Source organism: Stieleria marina, from assembly GCA_007741555.1.
Classification (GTDB): domain Bacteria; phylum Planctomycetota; class Planctomycetia; order Pirellulales; family Pirellulaceae; genus K23-9.
Genome location: CP036526.1, coordinates 6,565,800 through 6,585,029, shown reverse-complemented (window position 1 = coordinate 6,585,029; position 19,230 = coordinate 6,565,800). Strand labels below are relative to the sequence as shown.

Here is a 19,230-nt window from a genome sequence, read left to right as displayed (position 1 = left end):
CGGGGCGGGCTTAATGAATTTTTTCGAGCTGCGACACCAAAACACTGTATCGGTTTGCGAGTTCGTCATCTAATGACGGAACGAAAAGAGTGTCATCACTTTCATCGTGCCAAGTTTCGGGACGTCCTGCCGCCAACCACACCACACCGCTGGCCGTCGCTTCGATATCCGCGGATCGTGTCACTCGGCATTGGGATAAATTCGCTAGGCGATGACAGATTCCATCCAATTGAGACAGCCCGCCTGAAACGCGAAGGTCCGTGATGGTTTGATGCCGCATCATGCGGCGAAGATTCTCGTAAACCAAAAATGCGATGCTTTCCAGAACCGCAACCATCGCCGCACGCGGCGAAACTTCCTGGGGTGAAATCGGTTGACCATCTTGGTCGCACCAGTACGAATCGCCTTGCTCGATCCACCACGGCGAACCGACGCCGCCTACTAAATTGACGAAGATCGGTGGTGATGAAAATTCACTGAGCCAGTGATCAAAGTGCTGGCGATCTTCGTCCTTTAGGCCCAGTTGCTCCATCGCCCATGCCGTCGCGGCGCCGCAACCGTTGACAGTTCCTTCGGACAGATACTGGCATGACTGATCGTCGCTCAGCGAAAGTCCACCTAACAGAGCTTCGTCGATCGATTCGTCTGGCTTGGTTTGCGTCAATACAAAAGCTCCGGTGCCCAGATTGACTAACGCCGTCTGGTCGGGAAACGCACCCTGACCAAACATGGCTGCAGTCTGGTCGCCGGACACGACCGTCAACGGAATGGTTGTGTCTGACAGATTGCCGTAGTCGTGTATGACGGGCACGCAGGTTGGCAGCACGACATTGCTTACACCAAACAGTTCCAGCAAACGCGGGTCCCAATCCAGTTCCTGCAGATTCATCAGCTGTGTCCGCAAGGCATTGGTGTGGTCAACCAAGTACCGCGAGAGTTTTTCGGTGGCTAGTTTCTTGGCGTCATGCTGCGTTAATTTGGCAACTAGAAAACTGGCGAGCGGTCCGATCCCTAGGACTTCAGGTTCACACTGCTGAACCGGCACGCGGTGATCTAGCAGCCAGCGAATTTTGCTGGCTCCGTAGTGCGGCGTCAGCGGCAGCCCTGTCCGCTGACGAATTTCGTGAGCGTGTTGGCGAAGCGTTTCCACTTGTTCGTGGGCGCGGCGATCTTGCCAGCTGATGACCGGCGACAGGATCTCGCCCGTTTCGCGATTCCAAGCCACGACGCTACTTCGCTGGGTGGCTAGACCGGCGGCGCGGATGTGCCAGTGATTCTCTTTGGCTTTGCAAAGAGCCAGCTGAATACCAGCGATGACGCTTTGCAGAATTTCATCGGCGTCTTGCTCCGCTGAAACGCTGTCGGGGTACGTAATGCCGACGGGAATCTGGAACTTCGCCAACGTGTTGGAGTCGTTGTCAATAAGAATCGCCCGCGATGAATGCGTTCCCTGATCGAGGGCCAAATAGACTTCTCGAACATCGCCCGTCGAATTGACCATGGGGGGCCTTCCGGTGCCAAGAGTTGGGAAGCAAAAAAGCGTCTACGCGGCCCATTTATCGTATCACGTTCGCCGCGACCCATATTAATTGAGGCGCCTGGTTGGCGAAAAAATTGGTGGTCGCCCATCGTCGCCAAGTTCGCTAGTCTGATGAAATCAGATCTCTTTGTCACGATACCAAAATCGAATTGCTATGTCAGACGCAGCCGTTGCAACGATCGAAACCCAAGGGGCCCAAGACCCGTCCAGCGAAACGCAGGTCCGCCCGTTCACTCACCTTCACTGTCACAGCCACTACAGCTTGTTGGATGGAGCGGGGGACATTGGCAAATTGGTCAACCGCGCAGTCGATCACGGCATGAGTGCGCTCGCGCTAACCGATCACGGCAACCTGCACGGTGCGTTGGAGTTTTATCGCAAAGCAAAAGCGGCCAACATCAATCCGATTATCGGTTACGAAGCCTACATCGCACCGGGCAGCCGTTTTGATAAAGGTGGCGCGGGACGGTCCAAGGACGCCAGCTATCACTTGACGCTATTGGCCAAAAATCACACGGGTTTCAAAAATCTGATCAAACTGGCCAGTGCTGCTTCGCTGGAAGGGTTTTACTATAAGCCGCGAATCGACAAAGAGATTCTGGAAGCGCACAGCGAAGGCATTATCTGTTTGTCGGGTTGTGTCAGTAGCGAATTCAGCCGCATCGTGATGCAGGGAACGGACACAGCTGAAGTCGAAAAACAGGCGCGTGATGTTGCTGGCTGGTTCCACAAGGTTTTCGGTGATCGTTACTTCATCGAAATCATGAACAACGGTATCGACATCCAAAAAATGCAGTTGGATGGTGCTGTCGATATCGCCAATCGCATGGGGCTGCCGTTGGTTGCAACCAGCGATTGCCACTACGTCAATCAAAGCGACGCCGATGCCCAAGACATCATGCTTTGTATTAACACGGGACGTTTTCGCACCGATACATCGCGAATGAAGATGGAGAACGACCAGTTCTTCTTGCGCAGTCCAGATGAGATGTACGACAAGTTCCCTGGACTGGAACACGCTGTTGCACGTAGCCAAGAGATCGCGGACACGGTCGACATCGATATCCAGTTGGGCACTTACTACTTCCCCGATTTTGAATGCCCCGATGAAAAGACGCCGCTGCAATATCTGCGCGAACTTTGCATCATGGGGCTCAAAGATCGCTACCAAGATGTACCTGATCGCTGGGCAGAAGACGGCGAACTGAGCGAAGAGGTGATGGCTAGGTTGGAACGCGAGTTGGGAGTGATCGATACGCTCGGCTACCCCACCTATTTTCTGATCGTTTGGGACTTCGTATTACACGCTCGGCGACAAGGAATCTCGGCAACGGCTCGTGGTAGTGGTGTCGGCGCGATCGTTTGTTTTGCGCTTTACATGTCTCACGTTTGTCCGCTGAAATACGACCTGCTGTTTGAACGGTTCCTGGACGAAAACCGCACCGAGCCGCCTGATATCGATATCGACTTTGAAAAAGAGCGTCGTATCGAAGTGATCGATTATGTAAAAGAACGGTACGGCAGCGAAATGGTTTGCCAGATCGGGACGTTTGGAACTTTGGCAGCCAAAGCGGCGATCAAAGACACCGGCCGCGCGCTGGGGATTCCGCTTGGGCGGGTCAACCAAATCACCGAGATGATCCCGGACGAGTTGAAAATCACGATCACCAAGGCGCTCGACAAAAGTGCCGACCTGAAGATGACTTACGATGGTGATCCGGAGATCAAAGAGCTGCTGGACCTAGCAATGAAAATCGAAGGTCTTGCGCGAAACGTCGGCACACACGCGGCCGCGGTTGTGATCGCTGACAAACCGCTGACAGAGTATGTCCCGCTGGGCCGCGTGCCGGGCAAGCAAGATGTGATCACGCAGTGGGCAATGAACGATGTGGAAGCATCGGGATTGCTGAAGATGGACTTTTTGGGTCTACGCAACCTGACGATCATGAGCCGAACGGTGAAATTGATTGAGCAGACGACAGGCAAAATCGTTGACCCGTTGAAGTTTCCCCTGGATGACAAAGCGTCGTATGCCTTGTTGCAGCGTGGCGAAACGAAGGGCGTGTTCCAGTTGGAATCAGGCGGTATTCGTGACTTGCTGACGCGGATGAAACCGGACCATTTCTCCGACATCATCGCGACGGCCGCGCTGTATCGACCGGGGCCGTTGGAAGGCGGCATGGTCGACGACTATGTGAATATCAAGCACGGTCGACAGCAGCCCGAGTACAAGCACCCCGTGCTGAAAGAGGTTTGCGAAGAAACCAACTCGGTGATGGTTTACCAAGAACAGGTGATGCGGATACTGAACAAACTTGGCAAGATCCCGCTGTCCAATGCGTACACTTGTATTAAGGCGATTAGTAAAAAGAAGCAGGCACTGATCGACCAAAACTACGAAGCGTTTATCAAAGGTGCGATCGAAAACGGCTTGGCCGAAAAAGACGCCAATGATATCTGGAACTTGATTGTCAAGTTTGCTGGTTACGGTTTCAATAAATCACACTCGACAGCCTACGCTCTGGTCGCGTTTCAGACGGCGTATCTGAAGGCACACTATCCGGTCGAGTTCATGGCGGCGTTGCTGTCGAGCGATATCTCCGGCCGAAACTTCAAACGCAAAGACGCGTTGGTCGAACACATGGAGGACTGCGACCGAATGGAAATCGATGTATGTCATCCATCGGTGAATACTAGCGAGGCAGATTTTTCGGTGGCTGAAGGCAAAATTCACTTTGCACTCTCGGCGATCAAAGGCTGCGGTGGTTCGACGTCAATCACGATCGAAGAAGAACGCAAGAAGAACGGGCCTTACAAAGACATCTTTGATTTTTGCGAACGAGTCGACCCGTCGTCGTGTAATCGGGCGGCAATCGAAACGTTGATCAAAGCTGGTGCAATGGATTGTTTTGACGCAAAACGCAGCCAGCTTCTAGCGGTAATCGAGCGCGCGTTGCAGTCGGGGGCGGCAGTACAGGCCGACAAAAAGTCTGGTCAAACTAGCCTGTTCGGTGCTTTCGAGGAGGAAGAAGAAGCGGCGACCGGCAACTCGGCGCCGACGCCTTTGCCTGACATGGATGAAATGCCCGACCGCGAAAAACTTCTGGCCGAAAAAGAAGTGTTGGGCTTCTACCTCGATAGTCATCCTCTGGCCGAATTTGAGCCTAAACTGGCAACGTTCCGAACAAACACGACCGACGGACTGGCCGAAGTCAAAGAACGCGGCGAAGTGATTTTGGGCGGCATGCTGAGCAGTATCAAAATTGCTCACACAAAGAATCCCAAACCAGGCGCGCCATCAAAGTACGCGAACTTTGATTTGGAAGACATGCAGGGGAGCATCCGCTGCATTCTGTGGCCGCGGCAGTTTGCCGAGCAAGGTCAGCACGTGATCCCCGATGCCGTCGTGTTGGCAAAAGGAAAAGTCGACCGCCGCGGTGGTGATGAATCGAACTTGATTGTCGATGAGTTGATTCCACTGACTGACTTGGATACTCGTTACACGCACGGCATGCGTATTTTGCTGGATGAACACACACACGATGAATCCACGATCAGTGGTTTGCGTGAAATTCTGCGTGGCTACCCTGGCAAACAGGCCTTGCTGTTCAGCATGGAACTGAAAGAAGGCGAAGTCGTGCACATGAAAACGGACAAGTACAAGGTCGAAGTCACGCCTGAAATGCGCAGCCGTGTCGAAGATCTACTTGGCGCGGGAACTTACAAACTGATGATGACAAAACCCAACGCACGGTAAACGCAATCTTCTCAGTTCCTGAGAAGCCATTTCTTGCCAAGCAATGGAAAATTCTCTCGCGTTCTTCCTCTGATCCAAACTCATGTCCATTCTGATTGACGACCTATACACGTACAACGATTGGGCCAATGACAAAGTGCTGACGCTTTGCGATGGATTGACGGATCAACAACTTGATACGCCGCGCGAGATGGGTTTTGGAACACTCCGAGCCACACTTTTTCACATTCTGACTGCCGAACAAGTTTGGATGGAGCGTTGGCAAGAGGTCCCATGGCGGCCGTTTTCAACGGATCCGGCAGGCATGTCAGTTGGCACGCTGCGTCGTGCATTGGCCGTCGTGGCGGAACAACGACGGGAGCTTATCGACGAAAACCGTGGTGACAGTTTCGCCCGTCGGATTTCCTACCAGGACAGCAAGAAAACGCCTTATGATCACGTCTTGTCTGATCTGTTGTTGCACGTCGCCAGCCATGGCGTTCACCACCGTGCACAGGCGCTGAACTACTTAAGGCAGTTTGACCGAACGCTTGTGGGCGGAGTTGATTACATTTTTTACCGGCTGGCAACTGCGTCGGTGAAACAGTCCTGCGATTCGGTCATGGCCTTGAAAGGCTACGGTCTGGACGTAAGCGATGCGACAGACCAACCGTGCCCGTACGACGATGCGGCCGTGAAGCGATTGTTTCAGTACCACGACTGGGCAACACGACAGGTTTTGGATTTCGCGGCTGATTTGCCTGCTGAGTCTTTGGATCGTGATTTTCAGATGGGGCCGGGAACGATCCGCAAAACCCTGCTTCACCTGTACGACGGCGAGCGATGGTGGCCGGAAATATGGAAGGGTAGTTCCGTGGCGTATCCAACGTCTCGCGACGACGTAACCATTGCAACGCTTCGCAAGGATTGGGATTCGCTTTCCACGCAACGCCGCGAATACCTGGACCAACTGACAGCACAGGAAACTCAGCGGGTCGTATCGGCGCAATTCGGTGGACCGCCGATTAATTTTCGCATCGGCGTCTCGATTAACCAACTCGCAATGCATGGCACCCATCACCGCGCGCAGCTGATCAACATGTTCCGGCATGTCGGTGCGGATTGGAAGAATATCGATCTGCTCTACGCGATCGAGCATCTTTAGGGCTTGGCGGCTTCTCGCAATCGAGCGGCAATTCGATTCAGGCGCTCTGCCTCAGTCGGATCAGTCGACTTCAATACAATGGCAAGTATCTCGTACACGTCCGGGTCACCCGCGTGGATGTGGATCGCTTGACGAAGAGCTTTCGCCGCGCCGACGTTGTCGCCGATCTTCCCGAGACTGAGCCCCAGAGTTGCCCAGTCGTATTTGCGGCGACGAATTGCTGTCAGGTCCTGGAAAACTCTGGCTGCTAGCTGGTGCTGCCCGATGCTGGAGAAATACTTGCCTGCAACTTCCATCGCATCACCCAGGCTTTCGGTGGGGTGTGATCCGCCGGGGGCAAGTTCATTCAACCGGATGGCTTCTTGCGCACAACGCATGGCATACTCGTGTTTCTGGGCAGCTTCGGTTCGGTTCGCAACTGACATTTGTGATTGTATCTGCGTCAGCGAAGCCATCGCGGCAAAAACGGCCTCGTCACCTTGGCCACTACTGGCGATCTGAGTCAACGCGCGGTTTGCATCGTTGAATAGCGATTCCATGTTTGGATTGCCAACATTCATCCGAAACAAACCGAACAGGCCCAAGGCACGCATCCGATCTGCCTGCTGCTGTGTCATCGACTCCGGTACGTCCTGGAGTGGATAGACGACCGGTTTTTTAAGGAGCGTTGGCTCTGCTTCGGGGGCGCCATTGGGAGGACGATGGGCCACCGAATTATGAACTGCAATTCGATGATCGGTTGTCGACGTGTGCGGCACGCTACTGTCGCGTTTGGGCATATGGCACGAAACGCAACGGTTCTGTGCTTGGTCGATTCGTGTTTGCAGTTCCAGAGAACAGCTTTGGTCTTCTGATTGGTGGCACGAATTGCACTGCTGGCGATGGAGATTGTGCAGCGCGTCGCCGCTGGTGTGTTGGTGTGGTGAGTGGCAAGTGATGCAGGTCATTTGCGACTGTTGGTAACACTTGCTTTCACCCAACTGTGCGAAGTGCCCTACAAATTCATTGGTTGGCGGATCGGTTTTGATTAGGTCGTAGTTGAATTTGACGGCGGCAAAATCTTGGCCGGGTTGAAAGTCCCAGTCTTGCTTGCCAGGTGCGCTGACCGGCGCGACGCCTTGCCGATGACATTGCGCGCAAAGCGATTGCACTGCTTCGCGAGAAAGCTTGGTTGGATTGATCATTGACGCGTTTGCTGGCGGTGTCTGCGACGGCAATTCTTTTCCGGCCAGCGATTCGTAGTGTTTGACGTGATCACCGCCTGCGCCGTGACAGCGTTCACAGCCAATTGCCAATTCGTGGATTGTAAAGTGGTGTGGGTTGTTGTCGCGGCGTTCGACGTGGCCTGCGTGACAGAACAAGCACTGATCGGTAATCGCTCGCGAAAAACTTCCGTGCATTGGCGTGTCATAACCGGGCGACATGCCGTACTGCTGGCTTTTTGCGTACCAAGTCAGAGGCGATTGCAGCAAATAGTCGTCGTCAGCGACGAGGTATCCTTTAGCAAATTTGCCGCTTCCCATCACGTAGCGAATCGGAAACTCCGAGAGCGTCAACGGTTCCGTCGAGTCGCCCGATCGCTCCAACAGTTTTTCGATGTGCCAAACTGTGTCACCTCGCTTAGTGACTTCATACTTCCGATGGCTACGTTCGTGTAGGATTTTGTCGTCTAGCTTTTCCGTACTGGCATCAACGGCAGTGAGCGATCGACTGTGGTGCGATTGCTGGTAGCTTTCGTGTCGATCAGTGTGGCATTCACGGCAAGACTCTGATCCAATCCATTGCGGTTTGGTCGGCGCATCTGACTTGACCTGTTTCATTGAAACGGACTCGCGCGCGTCCGTCTGAACCGGCGCTGCTTTTGACGAATCGTTCGTGACGTCGGACGTGGATGTCCGCTGCTGAGCGGTATCCTCGGGAGCGTCTTGGGCAAGTTTCTGGCAACCCAGAATCATCGCCAGCAAAACCACAGCCACCCGTTTCATATGCCGATCTAACGCGATCAGCCGTTTGCGGCGCGGCGAAAGAAAGCGATCAGTCATGGGATAGGGCTGCACGTCAAAGACAGAAAATACGAATCCCAATGACGTCAAGCAACGGCACCAGGATGGATCGGTCGGCGGCGCATGGTATCAGTACCCGTCGGAGATCAGTACCGCCAAGTACTTTCGGTCAATTTTAGCGTCGATCTGGTCGCGAGGCGATTGCACCGCTGTTAAACATATCAGTCGTCCGCCCGACTTGCCGAATTTTCAAGCTACTTCACGTACGGCGCGTCGATTTGTGTGGCGCAATAGAGTCGGGCAACTGCCGATCAGATGGTTACGATGCTCTGCGTGCTTCCACTGCGTCGCTCAAATCTTGCAAGATCAACTCGGTTTCGTCCCAGCCGATGCAAGCGTCGGTGATGCTTTTGCCGCGGACCAAGTTGTCGTCGCTAAGTTTCTGATTCCCTTCGACCAAATTACTTTCGATCATGACGCCCATGATGCGTTTATCGCCTTCGCCAAGTTGGCTGCAAATGTCGCGACAAACGTAGCGTTGACGCCTGGAGAGCTTTCGGCTGTTGGCATGGCTGCAATCGATCATGATTCGCGGATCAATTTTGGCTTTCTCCAAAATCGCTGAAGCGGCATCGATGCTTGCGGCGTCGTAGTTGGTATGGGCGCCGCCACGCATGATGATGTGGCAATCCTGGTTCCCTGCGGTGGCAAAAATGGCCGAACGCCCTTCTTTGGTCACGGACAAAAAGTGGTGCGGGCGACTGGCCGAACCGATTGCGTCGACCGCGATCTGAACGTTGCCGCTGGTGCCATTCTTGAAACCAACCGGGCAAGAGAGACCCGAAGCCAATTCGCGGTGCCCTTGGCTTTCGGTCGTACGTGCGCCAATCGCGCCCCATCCAACTAAGTCAGCGACATATTGCGGGCTGATCAAATCCAAAAACTCGGTGCCGGCTGGCAATCCCAACGCGTTGATGTCGCACAACAATTGGCGAGCGATCCGCAGTCCCGTATTGATCTCGAAACTATCATCCAGGCCCGGATCGTTGATCAAACCTTTCCAGCCGACGGTTGTACGAGGTTTTTCGAAGTAGACCCGCATCACGATCAACAAATTTTCTTGATACTGGTCTTTTGCTTTCGCCAGACGTTTTGCGTAGTCAATTGCCGCCTCGGGATCGTGGATCGAACAAGGGCCGACGACGACGACCAAGCGGTCATCTTCGTGGCGGAGCACCTTCTGGATTCCTTCGCGACCACCTGCGACGACTTCAGCAATTGGCCCGGTTATGGGAATTTCGGTCGTCAGTTCTTCTGGCCGCGCAAGTTGTTTGACAGCGGTGATTCGTAGGTCGTCGGTGACGGGGATGTCGGTAGGCTGGTTCATCGCGGAATTCTGAGGCTCTCTGTAAACGGCAATAAGCTGTCGACTATGGTTGATCACGGCAAAATTTCAACCGGGCAGCCGATCGATCATTTACATTAACGACATGAAATACGAGGTTGTCGTCGCCGTTTTGCTGGCCATGTCCCTGCCGAATTTGTTGGGGACTTCGTTTTCGTCTGCAAATGATGGCACCAGCGTCCAGCGAGTCGATTTTGTAAACAACATTATCCCTCTGCTAACAAAAAACGGCTGCAATGCGGGGGCCTGCCATGGCGCGGCGATCGGTCGGGGCGAATTCAAGCTGTCGCTTTATGGCAGCAATCCCAAAGCAGACCACATTGCCATGGTTCGGCAGTTGCACGGTCGGCGAGTCAATTTGGCGCAACCCCGCGAGAGCCTGGTCGTCCGCAAGCCGACGGAGCAAACCGAACATGGGGGCGGACAGGTTTTTGATTTGGACAGCGAGAGTGCTAAGCGGTTGACCGATTGGATCGTGCAAGGCGCTCCGTACCAATCGGTGAACCGTTTGACGCGAGTCCAGATTTTTCCGCAGAAGTACATTGCCAATGCAATCGGAGAGTCGATTGACCTGCGGGCCGTCGCACATTTTTCCGCTGGTTCGCAGTTGGACGTCACCAAGTGGACGGTCTTTGCGGCAGAAGATCCGTTGGCAGTGGTTGTTGACGTCAAAACGGCAAGAGCAACGATCCAGCGTCCCGGCCGTCACGTCATCGTCGCACGCTACTTGAGCAAAGTGATTCCGATCGAGATCATCGTTCCGCTGACCGATGTTGATGTCCAAAGTATCGCTGGCACATCGAATCACTTCATCGACCACGAGATTAATGCGACCCTTCAGGTACTTCGCTTACCTCCGTCGCGAATCGCGGATGATGATGCCTTTCGACGGCGTGTGACGTTGGATTTGACGGGCCGGCTGCCGGCAACCCAAGGCGTCGGTGCGAAACTGAATCGGGATGAGTTAATTGACCAATTGCTGCAGTCCGATCAATTCACCCAATACTGGACCTATTGGTTGGTCAAGTTGCTTCGTGTCCGTCCTCAGCTGAATGATCGCGTCAATGCAAGGACCTATTACCGCTGGTTAGCTAATAAGGTTGCTGGCGATGCAAGCTACAAACAAATTGCAACTGAGTTGATTACTGCGACCGGCGACTCCCACCAGAACGGGCCTGCCAATTTTTATCGAACCGTTGGTGGGCCGCGTGAGCAAGCTGAGTTTTTTAGCGAGTTGTTCTTAGGTAGTCGGCTTCGATGTGCGAATTGCCACAACCATCCTTTGGATCGTTGGACGCAGGATGACTACCACGGATTGGCGGCAATTTTTGCAAAAGTTGAACCAGGGAAAATCGTTCGCGACAAACCTGCCGGCGAAGTGATCCATCCGCTGACGGGCTTGCCAGCGGTGCAGCGGATTCCTGGCGAACATGACCTTGCAACGAACGTTGTCGATGGCCGTGACGCATTGGCTAAATGGGCCACCGATTCACAAAATCCCTTCTTTGCCAAAGCAGTTGTGAACCGACTGTGGAGCCACATGATGGGGCGTGGACTCGTTGAACCCGTCGATGACTTTCGCGACACCAACCCCGCGACGCATCCTGCACTGCTGGATCAGCTGGCCAACGATTTTGTGTCGCACCAATACAGCCTTCGCCACACTCTGAGCGTTATCGCCAGGAGCGATGCGTATGCGAGAAGTTCCAACACTAACGAATGGAACATGGCCGACGAACAGTTTTATTCGCACGCGATCAGGCGTCCGATGGAGCCCGAAGTATTGGCAGATGTGATTTCGGATACGCTGGGGGTGCCAGATCAATACGGTGACCAGGCCAAAGGCACCCGCGCCATCTCGCTCATCGATCCCAAAACGCCGTCGCGAAGTCTCGATGTACTAGGGCGTTGTGGCAGGGAGATGTCCTGCGAAACGATTTCGACGACCGGGGCACTGCCTCAAAAACTGCATCTGTTCAACGGTGATTTCTTGAACGCGAGAATCGCTGCCCCAAACGGGCGTCTTCGACGTTGGATCGATGCGGGGAAAACACCTTGGCAGATTGTCGACGGCTTCTATCAAGTGGCGCTGGGGCGGCGACCGACGGCAAAAGAAGAAATGCATTGGAACAGCTTGCTGAGCCAGTTGACGACAACCAAAGAGCGATCTGCTTTCTTGGAGGACTTCGTCTGGGGAATCCTTGTGTGTGAAGAATTTGCAACCAATCACTGAAGCGATAAAGGGGAGTCACGATGAAAACGAAACGATGTGACGGATTCAATCGCCGCGACGTAGTCCGCGTAGGTGGTTTGTCGGCTTTGGGGATCGGTCTGGGCAATTGGTTTGCGATTCAGCGAAGTCTGGCGGCGGAAACGTTGGCGGCGGAAACCTTGTCAGCGGCTAAAGCGAAGTCATGCATTTTGATCTGGCTTGATGGTGGTCCTAGCCACTTGGAATCGTTCGACCCGAAGCCGGATGCTCCGGAAGAAGTGCGTGGGCCACTGTCGACGATCGCGACCAATCTGGCGGGGGTTCGCATCGGAGAATGCTTGCCACAAACCGCCCAAATGATGGACAAAATTGCCGTCGTTCGCTCGATGACTTCTCCGCTGGGCGAGCACAATTTTGGCACTCACTACTTGATGACAGGGTACAAGCCTACTGCTGCGCTGGCGTATCCAACGTTCGGATCCACGTTAGCCAGTGTGCGGGCAGTTCAGGGTACGGCTGCGCAAGACCGGGCCACTCCGGATTTGGCCGCCGCTATTTTGCCACCCAGCATCGCTGTTCCGCGGTTTACCGGGAACATTAGCGGCAACGGATTTTTGCCATCCGCGACGGCTCCGTTCGAGGTCGGAGGAAACCCTGATAAACCGGACTTTCAAGTGCGAGACTTGGATTTCTATCAGGGGCTGGATTTGCAGCGGTTGGATCGTCGGCGCCAAGTGGTCGCGGCCTTGGACCGATTTTCCCGAACCAAGGATGCGTCGGCGGACACCACGTCGGATCCGGATTTGGAGCGTGCCTACAATTTGATCGCGTCGCCAGAAGCGAAGCGTGCCTTTGACCTTTCGCGCGAACCGGATCATGTTCGCAACCGATACGGACGCGGAGCCGGAAACAGCATTGGGCAAAGTTGTTTGCTGGCTCGCCGACTGGTTCAGAGAGGCGTGCCATTTGTCACCGTTTTTAATAATGGCTGGGACACGCACAAGGACATCCGAAATTTAAAGTCTCGTTACCCGGGCGACCATCATGCCAATCTGCCTTCACTGGACCGTGCTTTTGCAGCCTTGGTCGGTGACCTGTCTGATCGAGGCATGCTGGACGAAACCCTTGTCGTTGTGATGGGCGAGTTTGGACGCACGCCGAAGATCAACGCCACCGGTGGTCGCGATCACTGGCCCAATGCTTTTAGCGTTGCATTGGCGGGCGGTGGGATTCGGGGCGGTCAAGTGTATGGCAGCAGTGACGCGATGGGCGAATATGCCAAAGACAAGGCCGTCACACCAAGTGATTTGGCCGCCACGATTTACACTCTCTTGGGAGTCGATCCTTCGTTGGAACTGCACACACGGGATGGTCGTCCGGTCAGAGTTTCGCCAGATGGTGCACGTATCGTGAAGGAACTGATCGCTTGACCCATTCGGTTGAATCCAAATCGATGGCACGGAGGTTTTCATGCGCAGCGTAAAAGTTCTGATCGGCTTTTTACTGACGGCCTTTACCTTGACATCCGCTGCCGCCGATCCACCGATAGCGTCGCTCACGTTTTCGCCCGACGGTAAGACACTGGTGGCCTGTTCGCAGGCAGGCGTTTCGCTCTTGGATTGGCCAAGCTTGAAACTTCGACGTGTTTTCCATGCGACGTCGCCTAATTTGCACGCAGCAGCTTTCTCGCCGCAGGGCGATGTTCTGGCGGTTGCTGGTGGAACACCTTCGGAGGAAGGCACGGTGGAATTGTTTTCTTGGCCAAGCGGTGAATCGCAGAAAGTCGTAAGTCACCATCGCGACAGTGTGATGTCGATTGCGTGGCTCAGTGAAACACAGCTCACCACTGCCAGCCTGGATAATGACGTGGCGATTTACGATGTTCCCAGCGGAACGATCGTTCATCGAATGAATGGACACTCACGTGGTGTGCGCGCCATAGTGGCTCTTAGCGGTTCTGACCAATTGGTTAGCGCCGGTATCGATCAAAGCTTGCGGCTTTGGAAGAATTCGGCGGGGAAGCTCGTTCATGGCATGAACATTCATACCGCCCCGGTGTCACACTTGTCGGTTCGCCCGGGAACTCAGGCATTGCCCATGGTGGCGTCAAGCAGTGAAGATCGCACGATTCGATTTTGGCAGCCAACGATTGGCCGGATGGTCCGCTTCGCCCGCTTGCCTGCCGTGCCGCTCGGTGTGACTTGGATCGGTAGTGGTTCCGAAATTGTCGCGGGCTGTACTGACGGTCACCTGCGAATGATCGATCCGGAGTCGGCCGAAGTGGTCGCTGATATCGCGGTCAGCGACACTTGGATCAATGCGGTGTGTGTATCGCCAGTTGGGCTATCTGGCGGGAAATCAGACTCGCAAACTGTCGCCGTGGGGGACGCCAATGGCAACGTCCAGCGAATCGTGCTCGACGGTCGGTCTGTACAGTAGGCCAGTGGGTTACGGCATGCCGCGCGCAGGTTATGGCATGCCTCGCGAAGTTTCGTACGCCACGACTACCTGGGGTGATCTGGTATCCTTCCGGTCTTAACCTGAAACCTGGCCTAAGATCAGAGGCGTGTCGCTTTGCAGGGTTCACCATCGCGCTTGGACTCGCAGTGTTTGACCGTATTCCGATTGCCTCGACCCTGAATCGAAGTTTGTTATGTCGCTTTCTCCGTCGGATCTCTGTCGCCACCTTGCTGATGAACTCGGTCTCATCGATCAGCGGATTCGTCGTATTCGAGAAGCCAATCGAACGGGAACGCAGCGTGTTCAGAAACTAACTCAGGAACGCACGGACACGTTCGTCGATTTGGCGAAACACTATCTGCCAGAATTGACGCAGCAAAGTCTCCGCGATGCTTGGCAAGAAGTAAAACGGGAGGTTGGCGATATCCTGCTTCGGAAACGAGACCGACGCCGTCAGCTTCGCGCGGAATTGGCAGCCAACCAGGTTCAACAGAGCGAACTGGAGAACCAGCTGACTGCTGCTCAAGAAAAACAGCAAGCGGCGAAGTTGGTGCTCTCTTGCAAAGTAGGCAATTTCAAGAAGTTGCTCCGAGACGATCCGCTGGTAAAGCAGTGGATCGACGACATCGCAGCGTTGGACCGAGACATTGAATGCTATTTGGCTCAGCACGAACGAATCGAAGCGGATGCGCGCCGCAAGTTGCCCGCCTACGAACGATCAAGCCTGTTCGAGTACCTGACCGAGCAAAAGTTCGGCACTCCCGAATATCAAGGCCGCGGCGCGGTGCGTCGTTGGGACCGTTGGGTCGCCAAGATGATCGGGTACGATGACGCAAAAAAGAGCTACGACTTTTTGGTGTCGACACCGGAGTATCTAAAAAAACTGATCGACGAAAAACAACAGCATTACCGTTCGCTGCTGGTTCAACTGAAACACGCTCGTCGTCAAGCGGCCGTTCGCCACGGCACGGAGTCTCAAAAACGCGACTGGGAACGTCTGTGCAAAGTCGTCTCGGCTCTCCAGGAGCAAATCGAAGAAAAGAAGTGGGCGTCGGTGGTGCTGTTAGGGGAAATTGACGAACTGGAGAATCCCAACGGCAGTTATTATCACGAGTCGCTCAAAATCTATCAGCGTTTTTTGACTCAGCTAGAGCCTGATGTCATGCGGGTGTACGCCGAGTGCACCGAGTCACCGGTGGATGATGAAATTTGCGCTCGATTGAGGAATGTGCAGGGCAGAATCCACGAAGAGCAAATGGCGTCGAAAGATCGTTTCGTTGAGATTGTGTTGCTTGAAAAAGAAGCTGCGACGCTTCGCGAAATTGCGTCTCGGTTGCAAAGGGCGGAGCTTGAAACACCAGGTGAGATTTTGTTCGGAAGCGATTTTGATGGGCGGCGTTTTCTACGAGAGGTTCGCCACCGTCAATTGACACCAGATGAAGCCTGGCAAGTGATCTGCCGGTCGCTATTGCCCAACGACGATCCGTCGCGGCAAGAAAAGGAAACGCCCTCGCAATGGCTCCCGATGGAAGCGACCTTTGCCGCGGCATCCGAGTTTGCCAACCGGTCACCGACCAGTTTGATTCCCGACGCTTCCAGCATGGTGATGCTGCCCATGCCGACCGCCGAACCTTCGGGAGCGAAGGAGGCTTTTTCCACGATGGCGATTTTTCGATCTGCAAAAGAGGCCAAACGGATTGTGAAATTGCTCAAGTCTCAATCCATTTCGTGCTTTATGCACACGCATCCCGTCGGCATCGCAGACGACGGACAAGAAGAAGTCGACGTCGTCGTATCGAATCAAGACTTTGGAAAAGCAGCGGAGCTAATTCGGCAATACCAAGCTTCCGCCGGGCAACCGTGGAACTGCTCCGGATGCCATCAGCGCGTCGGCAAAGGATGGCAGCGATGTTGGCATTGCGGACGTAAAAGGACCCAGCAGTCGTTGATCGCTTAGTTAGACGGCCCACTGTCTTGTTGGGCGAGATCGAAGCAAATTGGCGGCGTCGTCACCGACAAACATTTCCGTCTTGGGATTAATTTCTAGCTTTCGCTGCAGGATCCACGCAATCGCTGCGGCATGGCAGGCGATGTGAGAACGACGCATGACATCCGGATTGGCCGCTGTTTGTTTTCGCGATCGAACGCAGTCAAAGAAGTCTCGTGAGTGAGCCGACACATCCAAGCCCCTGATTCGCTTTGTCGTCGCGGGCATTTCTTTTTGAAGTTTCTCTGGCGTCACCACAATTTCGCCTGAATCGCCCGTTTCGACGCTGCCATCGTCGCCGATGAAACGGACCGGGCAGGTTCCTAGACGCGTGATGTAATGAGGCGACCGATCTCCGAAAGGTTCTTTTAAGAAATCGATCACCAGTTTTACGCCGTTGGCGTAGGTGCAAACAATGTTCTGCGCTGTCGGTTCGTAGGTCAGTGGCATCGTGTCATCGGCACCGTTCGCCCACTGGCAAAGGTCAACCGTGTGAGCTCCCCAGTCCAACAGTCGAGCACCGGAGTCAAAATCCCACTGCCCGCGCCAACGACCTTGGACGTACTGTTGATTGTACGGACGCCAAGCAGCCGGACCGAGCCAGAGGTTCCAGTCGACGACATCACTTGGCGGAGTGGGTTGAGCTGGTAGCCAAGTGTTGTCGAGCGTGGGGATGTAAACGGACGCGTGCATCGTGTGGAGCTTGCCGAGTTTGCCGGTGTGGACAAGGTCGACAGCCTGTTTGAAATTCGGAACACTGCGGCGCTGAGTGCCCGCTTGAAAAACGCGATTTTCGCTCTGCATCGTTTCAGCAAGTTTTTGACAGGCGTCAATCGTGATCCCACAAGGTTTTTCGCTGTAGACGTCTTTGCCCGCTTTGGCAGCCAACATCGATGCGTCGGCGTGCCAGCGATCACCCGTCGCAATCAAAACCGTATCGATGTCTTTTCGGTCCAGCAGTTCGCGAAAGTCACGATACAGCTTGCAATCGTTGTTGCCGTAGTGTCCATCAACCAATTGCTTGCCTGCGTCGCGGCGGGAAGCCTGAACATCGGCGATCGCAACGCACTGAATGTCTTTGAATTTCAGCATCGCATTCAGGTCATAGGTACACCGTGGCCCAATACCAATCACACCTAACGAAAGTTTGTCACTCGGGGGCGTCGTGCCATCTGCTGCTCTGGCGCCAGCAGCATTGGTCGCTGCCAGCGAAGCCGCAGCCGTGATGGCAGCGGTCTGGTGCAGGAACTGACGGCGCGAAGTGGATTTGCGTTGCGTCATGAATTGGCAATCACTGATACGAATATGAAACGGGTGAGGAATGACTTGACAAGATAACGCCCTCTCGAGCGAATTGCACCTTTCTGTTTCTTTTCCTCTGAGAGGCCAACGATCTGTCCACCATTGGCATGTCAATGTTGCCGCCAAAATTGCAGCCGGATAAGATGGGCGTATCAGTTGGCTTTGTCGCCAGCTGTTGGTGAATGCTCCTGGCCCACGAAAACAATCGGCAATACTGCGATGATCCACTTTTCTCGCGTAGCCGCGTGCTTTTTTGTAATGGCATGTGGCTTGGTGTCTGTTGCCCTGTCTCAGGAAGCGGGGAAGCCCACCGGGCCCAACAAGAAAAGCACGGCCGCTGCGGACCAAATTGCGACGTTTTTTGAAGATGCCCACGATTCGCTTTCGTCGGCGCTGGAGTTGTTCGATGATTCGCAAAAGCGTCCCAGCGAAAACGAACTCCCTTTCTACGACCTACTGAGTCGAACGAAGGAATCGCAGCAGGAAAAAGTAGGGGGCTATCTGGATGCAGCGGGCGAAGCGATGGGAGTATCCAGTATCTCAGTGCGACGTCAGCGCATCCGAGTTTTACGAGAGACGATTCAGGAGACTCAGCGAAATTTGACGGTCTACAAGCGTAAGCGGATCTCGGCTCCCAAGGAAACTTACAATCCCCTGATCACAACCAAATCCGGTTACGACAAAAAAATCAAGGAAGGCGAAGAAACCATTCTGCTGTCGGATCAGAAAATCGAATCCGAAAAGGAACGGTTGGTCAAAGACTTTGCTCGCATCGGCATGCGGCTAGATCCTGTCGAAGTCGATGAGTTGCTCGATTCGATCACCGGCGATGAGTTTGTTCGGGTCACAATTGTTTTTGATAATGCAAAACGTTTTGCGGCAGAACTGGAGCGTTTGACCAACGAATCGGGCGAAGACTTGGAAGCCGCGAAACAGTACTACGGCGTCTATTTGATGCTGCTGCACTCCATGTCGCGACTGCAAGAAAAGTTTGTGCAGAATGTCGACGAAGTGTACTTTCCCAAGTTGGACGGATTCATTGATCAGGCTCGTCAGAATATGAATGAAGCCGAAGAGGCGATTAAGCAAGGTGGCGACAAACAGATATTGCGCAACAACATCGTCAGCAATCAGCTGACGTACGATGCAGCGATTCTTTACAAAGACGGCCTGAAAGAACAGCGCCGACAAATGCTTGAAGCGAACGTGGCTTGCAAAAGAAATATTTTGACGGCTGAGAATACTTACAAAACGGTGGCACTCAGCAAAGATCTGTCCGACCTGATGTCGGTAAGCCGACGCGCGTTTGATTCGATCACGGGGCTGTCGATTCCCGATCTGCGACCGTTTCGCAATGAACGGATGCGAGATGCGTTCAGCGAAATCACCCGGGAACTTCGCAAGTAGAGTTGGCGGCACG

At 54.1% G+C, this 19,230-nt stretch carries 11 protein-coding genes; 7 read left to right on the top strand and 4 right to left on the bottom strand.

What is annotated here, in order from left to right:
* Positions 1 to 10 precede the first annotated feature (10 nt).
* Positions 11 to 1,501, bottom strand: coding sequence for an FGGY family carbohydrate kinase (locus K239x_RS23410; protein ID WP_145420763.1), 1,491 nt, complete (start codon positions 1,499 to 1,501; stop codon positions 11 to 13).
* 193 nt (positions 1,502 to 1,694) lie between these two features.
* Between K239x_RS23410 and dnaE the strand changes: the two genes are divergently transcribed.
* Together dnaE and K239x_RS23400 are read left to right on the top strand one after the other, a co-directional pair.
* Positions 1,695 to 5,297, top strand: coding sequence for a DNA polymerase III subunit alpha (dnaE, locus tag K239x_RS23405; protein WP_145420762.1), 3,603 nt, complete (start codon positions 1,695 to 1,697; stop codon positions 5,295 to 5,297).
* Between the two features lie 82 nt (positions 5,298 to 5,379).
* Positions 5,380 to 6,441, top strand: coding sequence for a DinB family protein (locus K239x_RS23400; RefSeq protein ID WP_145420761.1), 1,062 nt, complete (start codon positions 5,380 to 5,382; stop codon positions 6,439 to 6,441).
* Here the strand turns inward: K239x_RS23400 and K239x_RS23395 are convergent.
* Complete coding sequence (locus tag K239x_RS23395) at positions 6,438 to 8,483, bottom strand: tetratricopeptide repeat protein (protein ID WP_145420760.1); 2,046 nt, start codon at positions 8,481 to 8,483, stop codon at positions 6,438 to 6,440. The two genes, K239x_RS23400 and K239x_RS23395, sit on opposite strands and share 4 nt — an antisense overlap.
* 280 nt (positions 8,484 to 8,763) lie before the next feature.
* Positions 8,764 to 9,831: a 3-deoxy-7-phosphoheptulonate synthase gene (locus K239x_RS23390; RefSeq protein WP_145420759.1), complete on the bottom strand. Its 1,068-nt coding sequence runs from the start codon at positions 9,829 to 9,831 to the stop codon at positions 8,764 to 8,766.
* Positions 9,832 to 9,934: 103 nt separating this feature from the next.
* Here K239x_RS23390 and K239x_RS23385 point away from each other — a divergent pair, with 103 nt between their 5' ends.
* The 4 genes from K239x_RS23385 to K239x_RS23370 all read left to right on the top strand — a co-directional run bounded on the left by K239x_RS23385 (position 9,935) and on the right by K239x_RS23370 (position 16,478).
* Complete coding sequence (locus K239x_RS23385; RefSeq protein WP_145420758.1) at positions 9,935 to 12,082, top strand: DUF1553 domain-containing protein; 2,148 nt, start codon at positions 9,935 to 9,937, stop codon at positions 12,080 to 12,082.
* Between the two features lie 20 nt (positions 12,083 to 12,102).
* On the top strand, positions 12,103 to 13,491 hold the full coding sequence (locus K239x_RS23380; protein WP_145420757.1) for a DUF1501 domain-containing protein: 1,389 nt from the start codon (positions 12,103 to 12,105) through the stop codon (positions 13,489 to 13,491).
* 40 nt (positions 13,492 to 13,531) lie between these two features.
* Positions 13,532 to 14,500, top strand: coding sequence for a WD40 repeat domain-containing protein (locus K239x_RS23375; RefSeq protein WP_145420756.1), 969 nt, complete (start codon positions 13,532 to 13,534; stop codon positions 14,498 to 14,500).
* Between the two features lie 214 nt (positions 14,501 to 14,714).
* The gene (locus K239x_RS23370; RefSeq protein WP_145420755.1) at positions 14,715 to 16,478 is read left to right on the top strand and encodes a hypothetical protein; all 1,764 of its coding nucleotides are present in this window, start codon (positions 14,715 to 14,717) and stop codon (positions 16,476 to 16,478) included.
* Here K239x_RS23370 and K239x_RS23365 read toward each other — a convergent pair whose 3' ends face one another.
* The gene (locus K239x_RS23365) at positions 16,479 to 17,789 is read right to left on the bottom strand and encodes a Gfo/Idh/MocA family protein (protein ID WP_145420754.1); all 1,311 of its coding nucleotides are present in this window, start codon (positions 17,787 to 17,789) and stop codon (positions 16,479 to 16,481) included.
* Positions 17,790 to 18,029: 240 nt separating this feature from the next.
* On the opposite strand from K239x_RS23365, the gene K239x_RS23360 reads away from it, so the two are divergent.
* On the top strand, positions 18,030 to 19,217 hold the full coding sequence (locus tag K239x_RS23360) for a hypothetical protein (RefSeq protein WP_145420753.1): 1,188 nt from the start codon (positions 18,030 to 18,032) through the stop codon (positions 19,215 to 19,217).
* Positions 19,218 to 19,230: the final 13 nt, after the last annotated feature.

What these genes read in the sequence shown, in the direction of transcription:
- K239x_RS23410 (WP_145420763.1), bottom strand. Translation starts at nt 1,501, where the DNA reads ATGGTCAATTCGACGGGCGATGTTCGAGAAGTCTATTTGGCCCTCGAT.
- dnaE (WP_145420762.1), top strand. Translation starts at nt 1,695, where the DNA reads ATGTCAGACGCAGCCGTTGCAACGATCGAAACCCAAGGGGCCCAAGAC.
- K239x_RS23400 (WP_145420761.1), top strand. Translation starts at nt 5,380, where the DNA reads ATGTCCATTCTGATTGACGACCTATACACGTACAACGATTGGGCCAAT.
- K239x_RS23395 (WP_145420760.1), bottom strand. Translation starts at nt 8,483, where the DNA reads ATGACTGATCGCTTTCTTTCGCCGCGCCGCAAACGGCTGATCGCGTTA.
- K239x_RS23390 (WP_145420759.1), bottom strand. Translation starts at nt 9,831, where the DNA reads ATGAACCAGCCTACCGACATCCCCGTCACCGACGACCTACGAATCACC.
- K239x_RS23385 (WP_145420758.1), top strand. Translation starts at nt 9,935, where the DNA reads ATGAAATACGAGGTTGTCGTCGCCGTTTTGCTGGCCATGTCCCTGCCG.
- K239x_RS23380 (WP_145420757.1), top strand. Translation starts at nt 12,103, where the DNA reads ATGAAAACGAAACGATGTGACGGATTCAATCGCCGCGACGTAGTCCGC.
- K239x_RS23375 (WP_145420756.1), top strand. Translation starts at nt 13,532, where the DNA reads ATGCGCAGCGTAAAAGTTCTGATCGGCTTTTTACTGACGGCCTTTACC.
- K239x_RS23370 (WP_145420755.1), top strand. Translation starts at nt 14,715, where the DNA reads ATGTCGCTTTCTCCGTCGGATCTCTGTCGCCACCTTGCTGATGAACTC.
- K239x_RS23365 (WP_145420754.1), bottom strand. Translation starts at nt 17,789, where the DNA reads ATGACGCAACGCAAATCCACTTCGCGCCGTCAGTTCCTGCACCAGACC.
- K239x_RS23360 (WP_145420753.1), top strand. Translation starts at nt 18,030, where the DNA reads ATGATCCACTTTTCTCGCGTAGCCGCGTGCTTTTTTGTAATGGCATGT.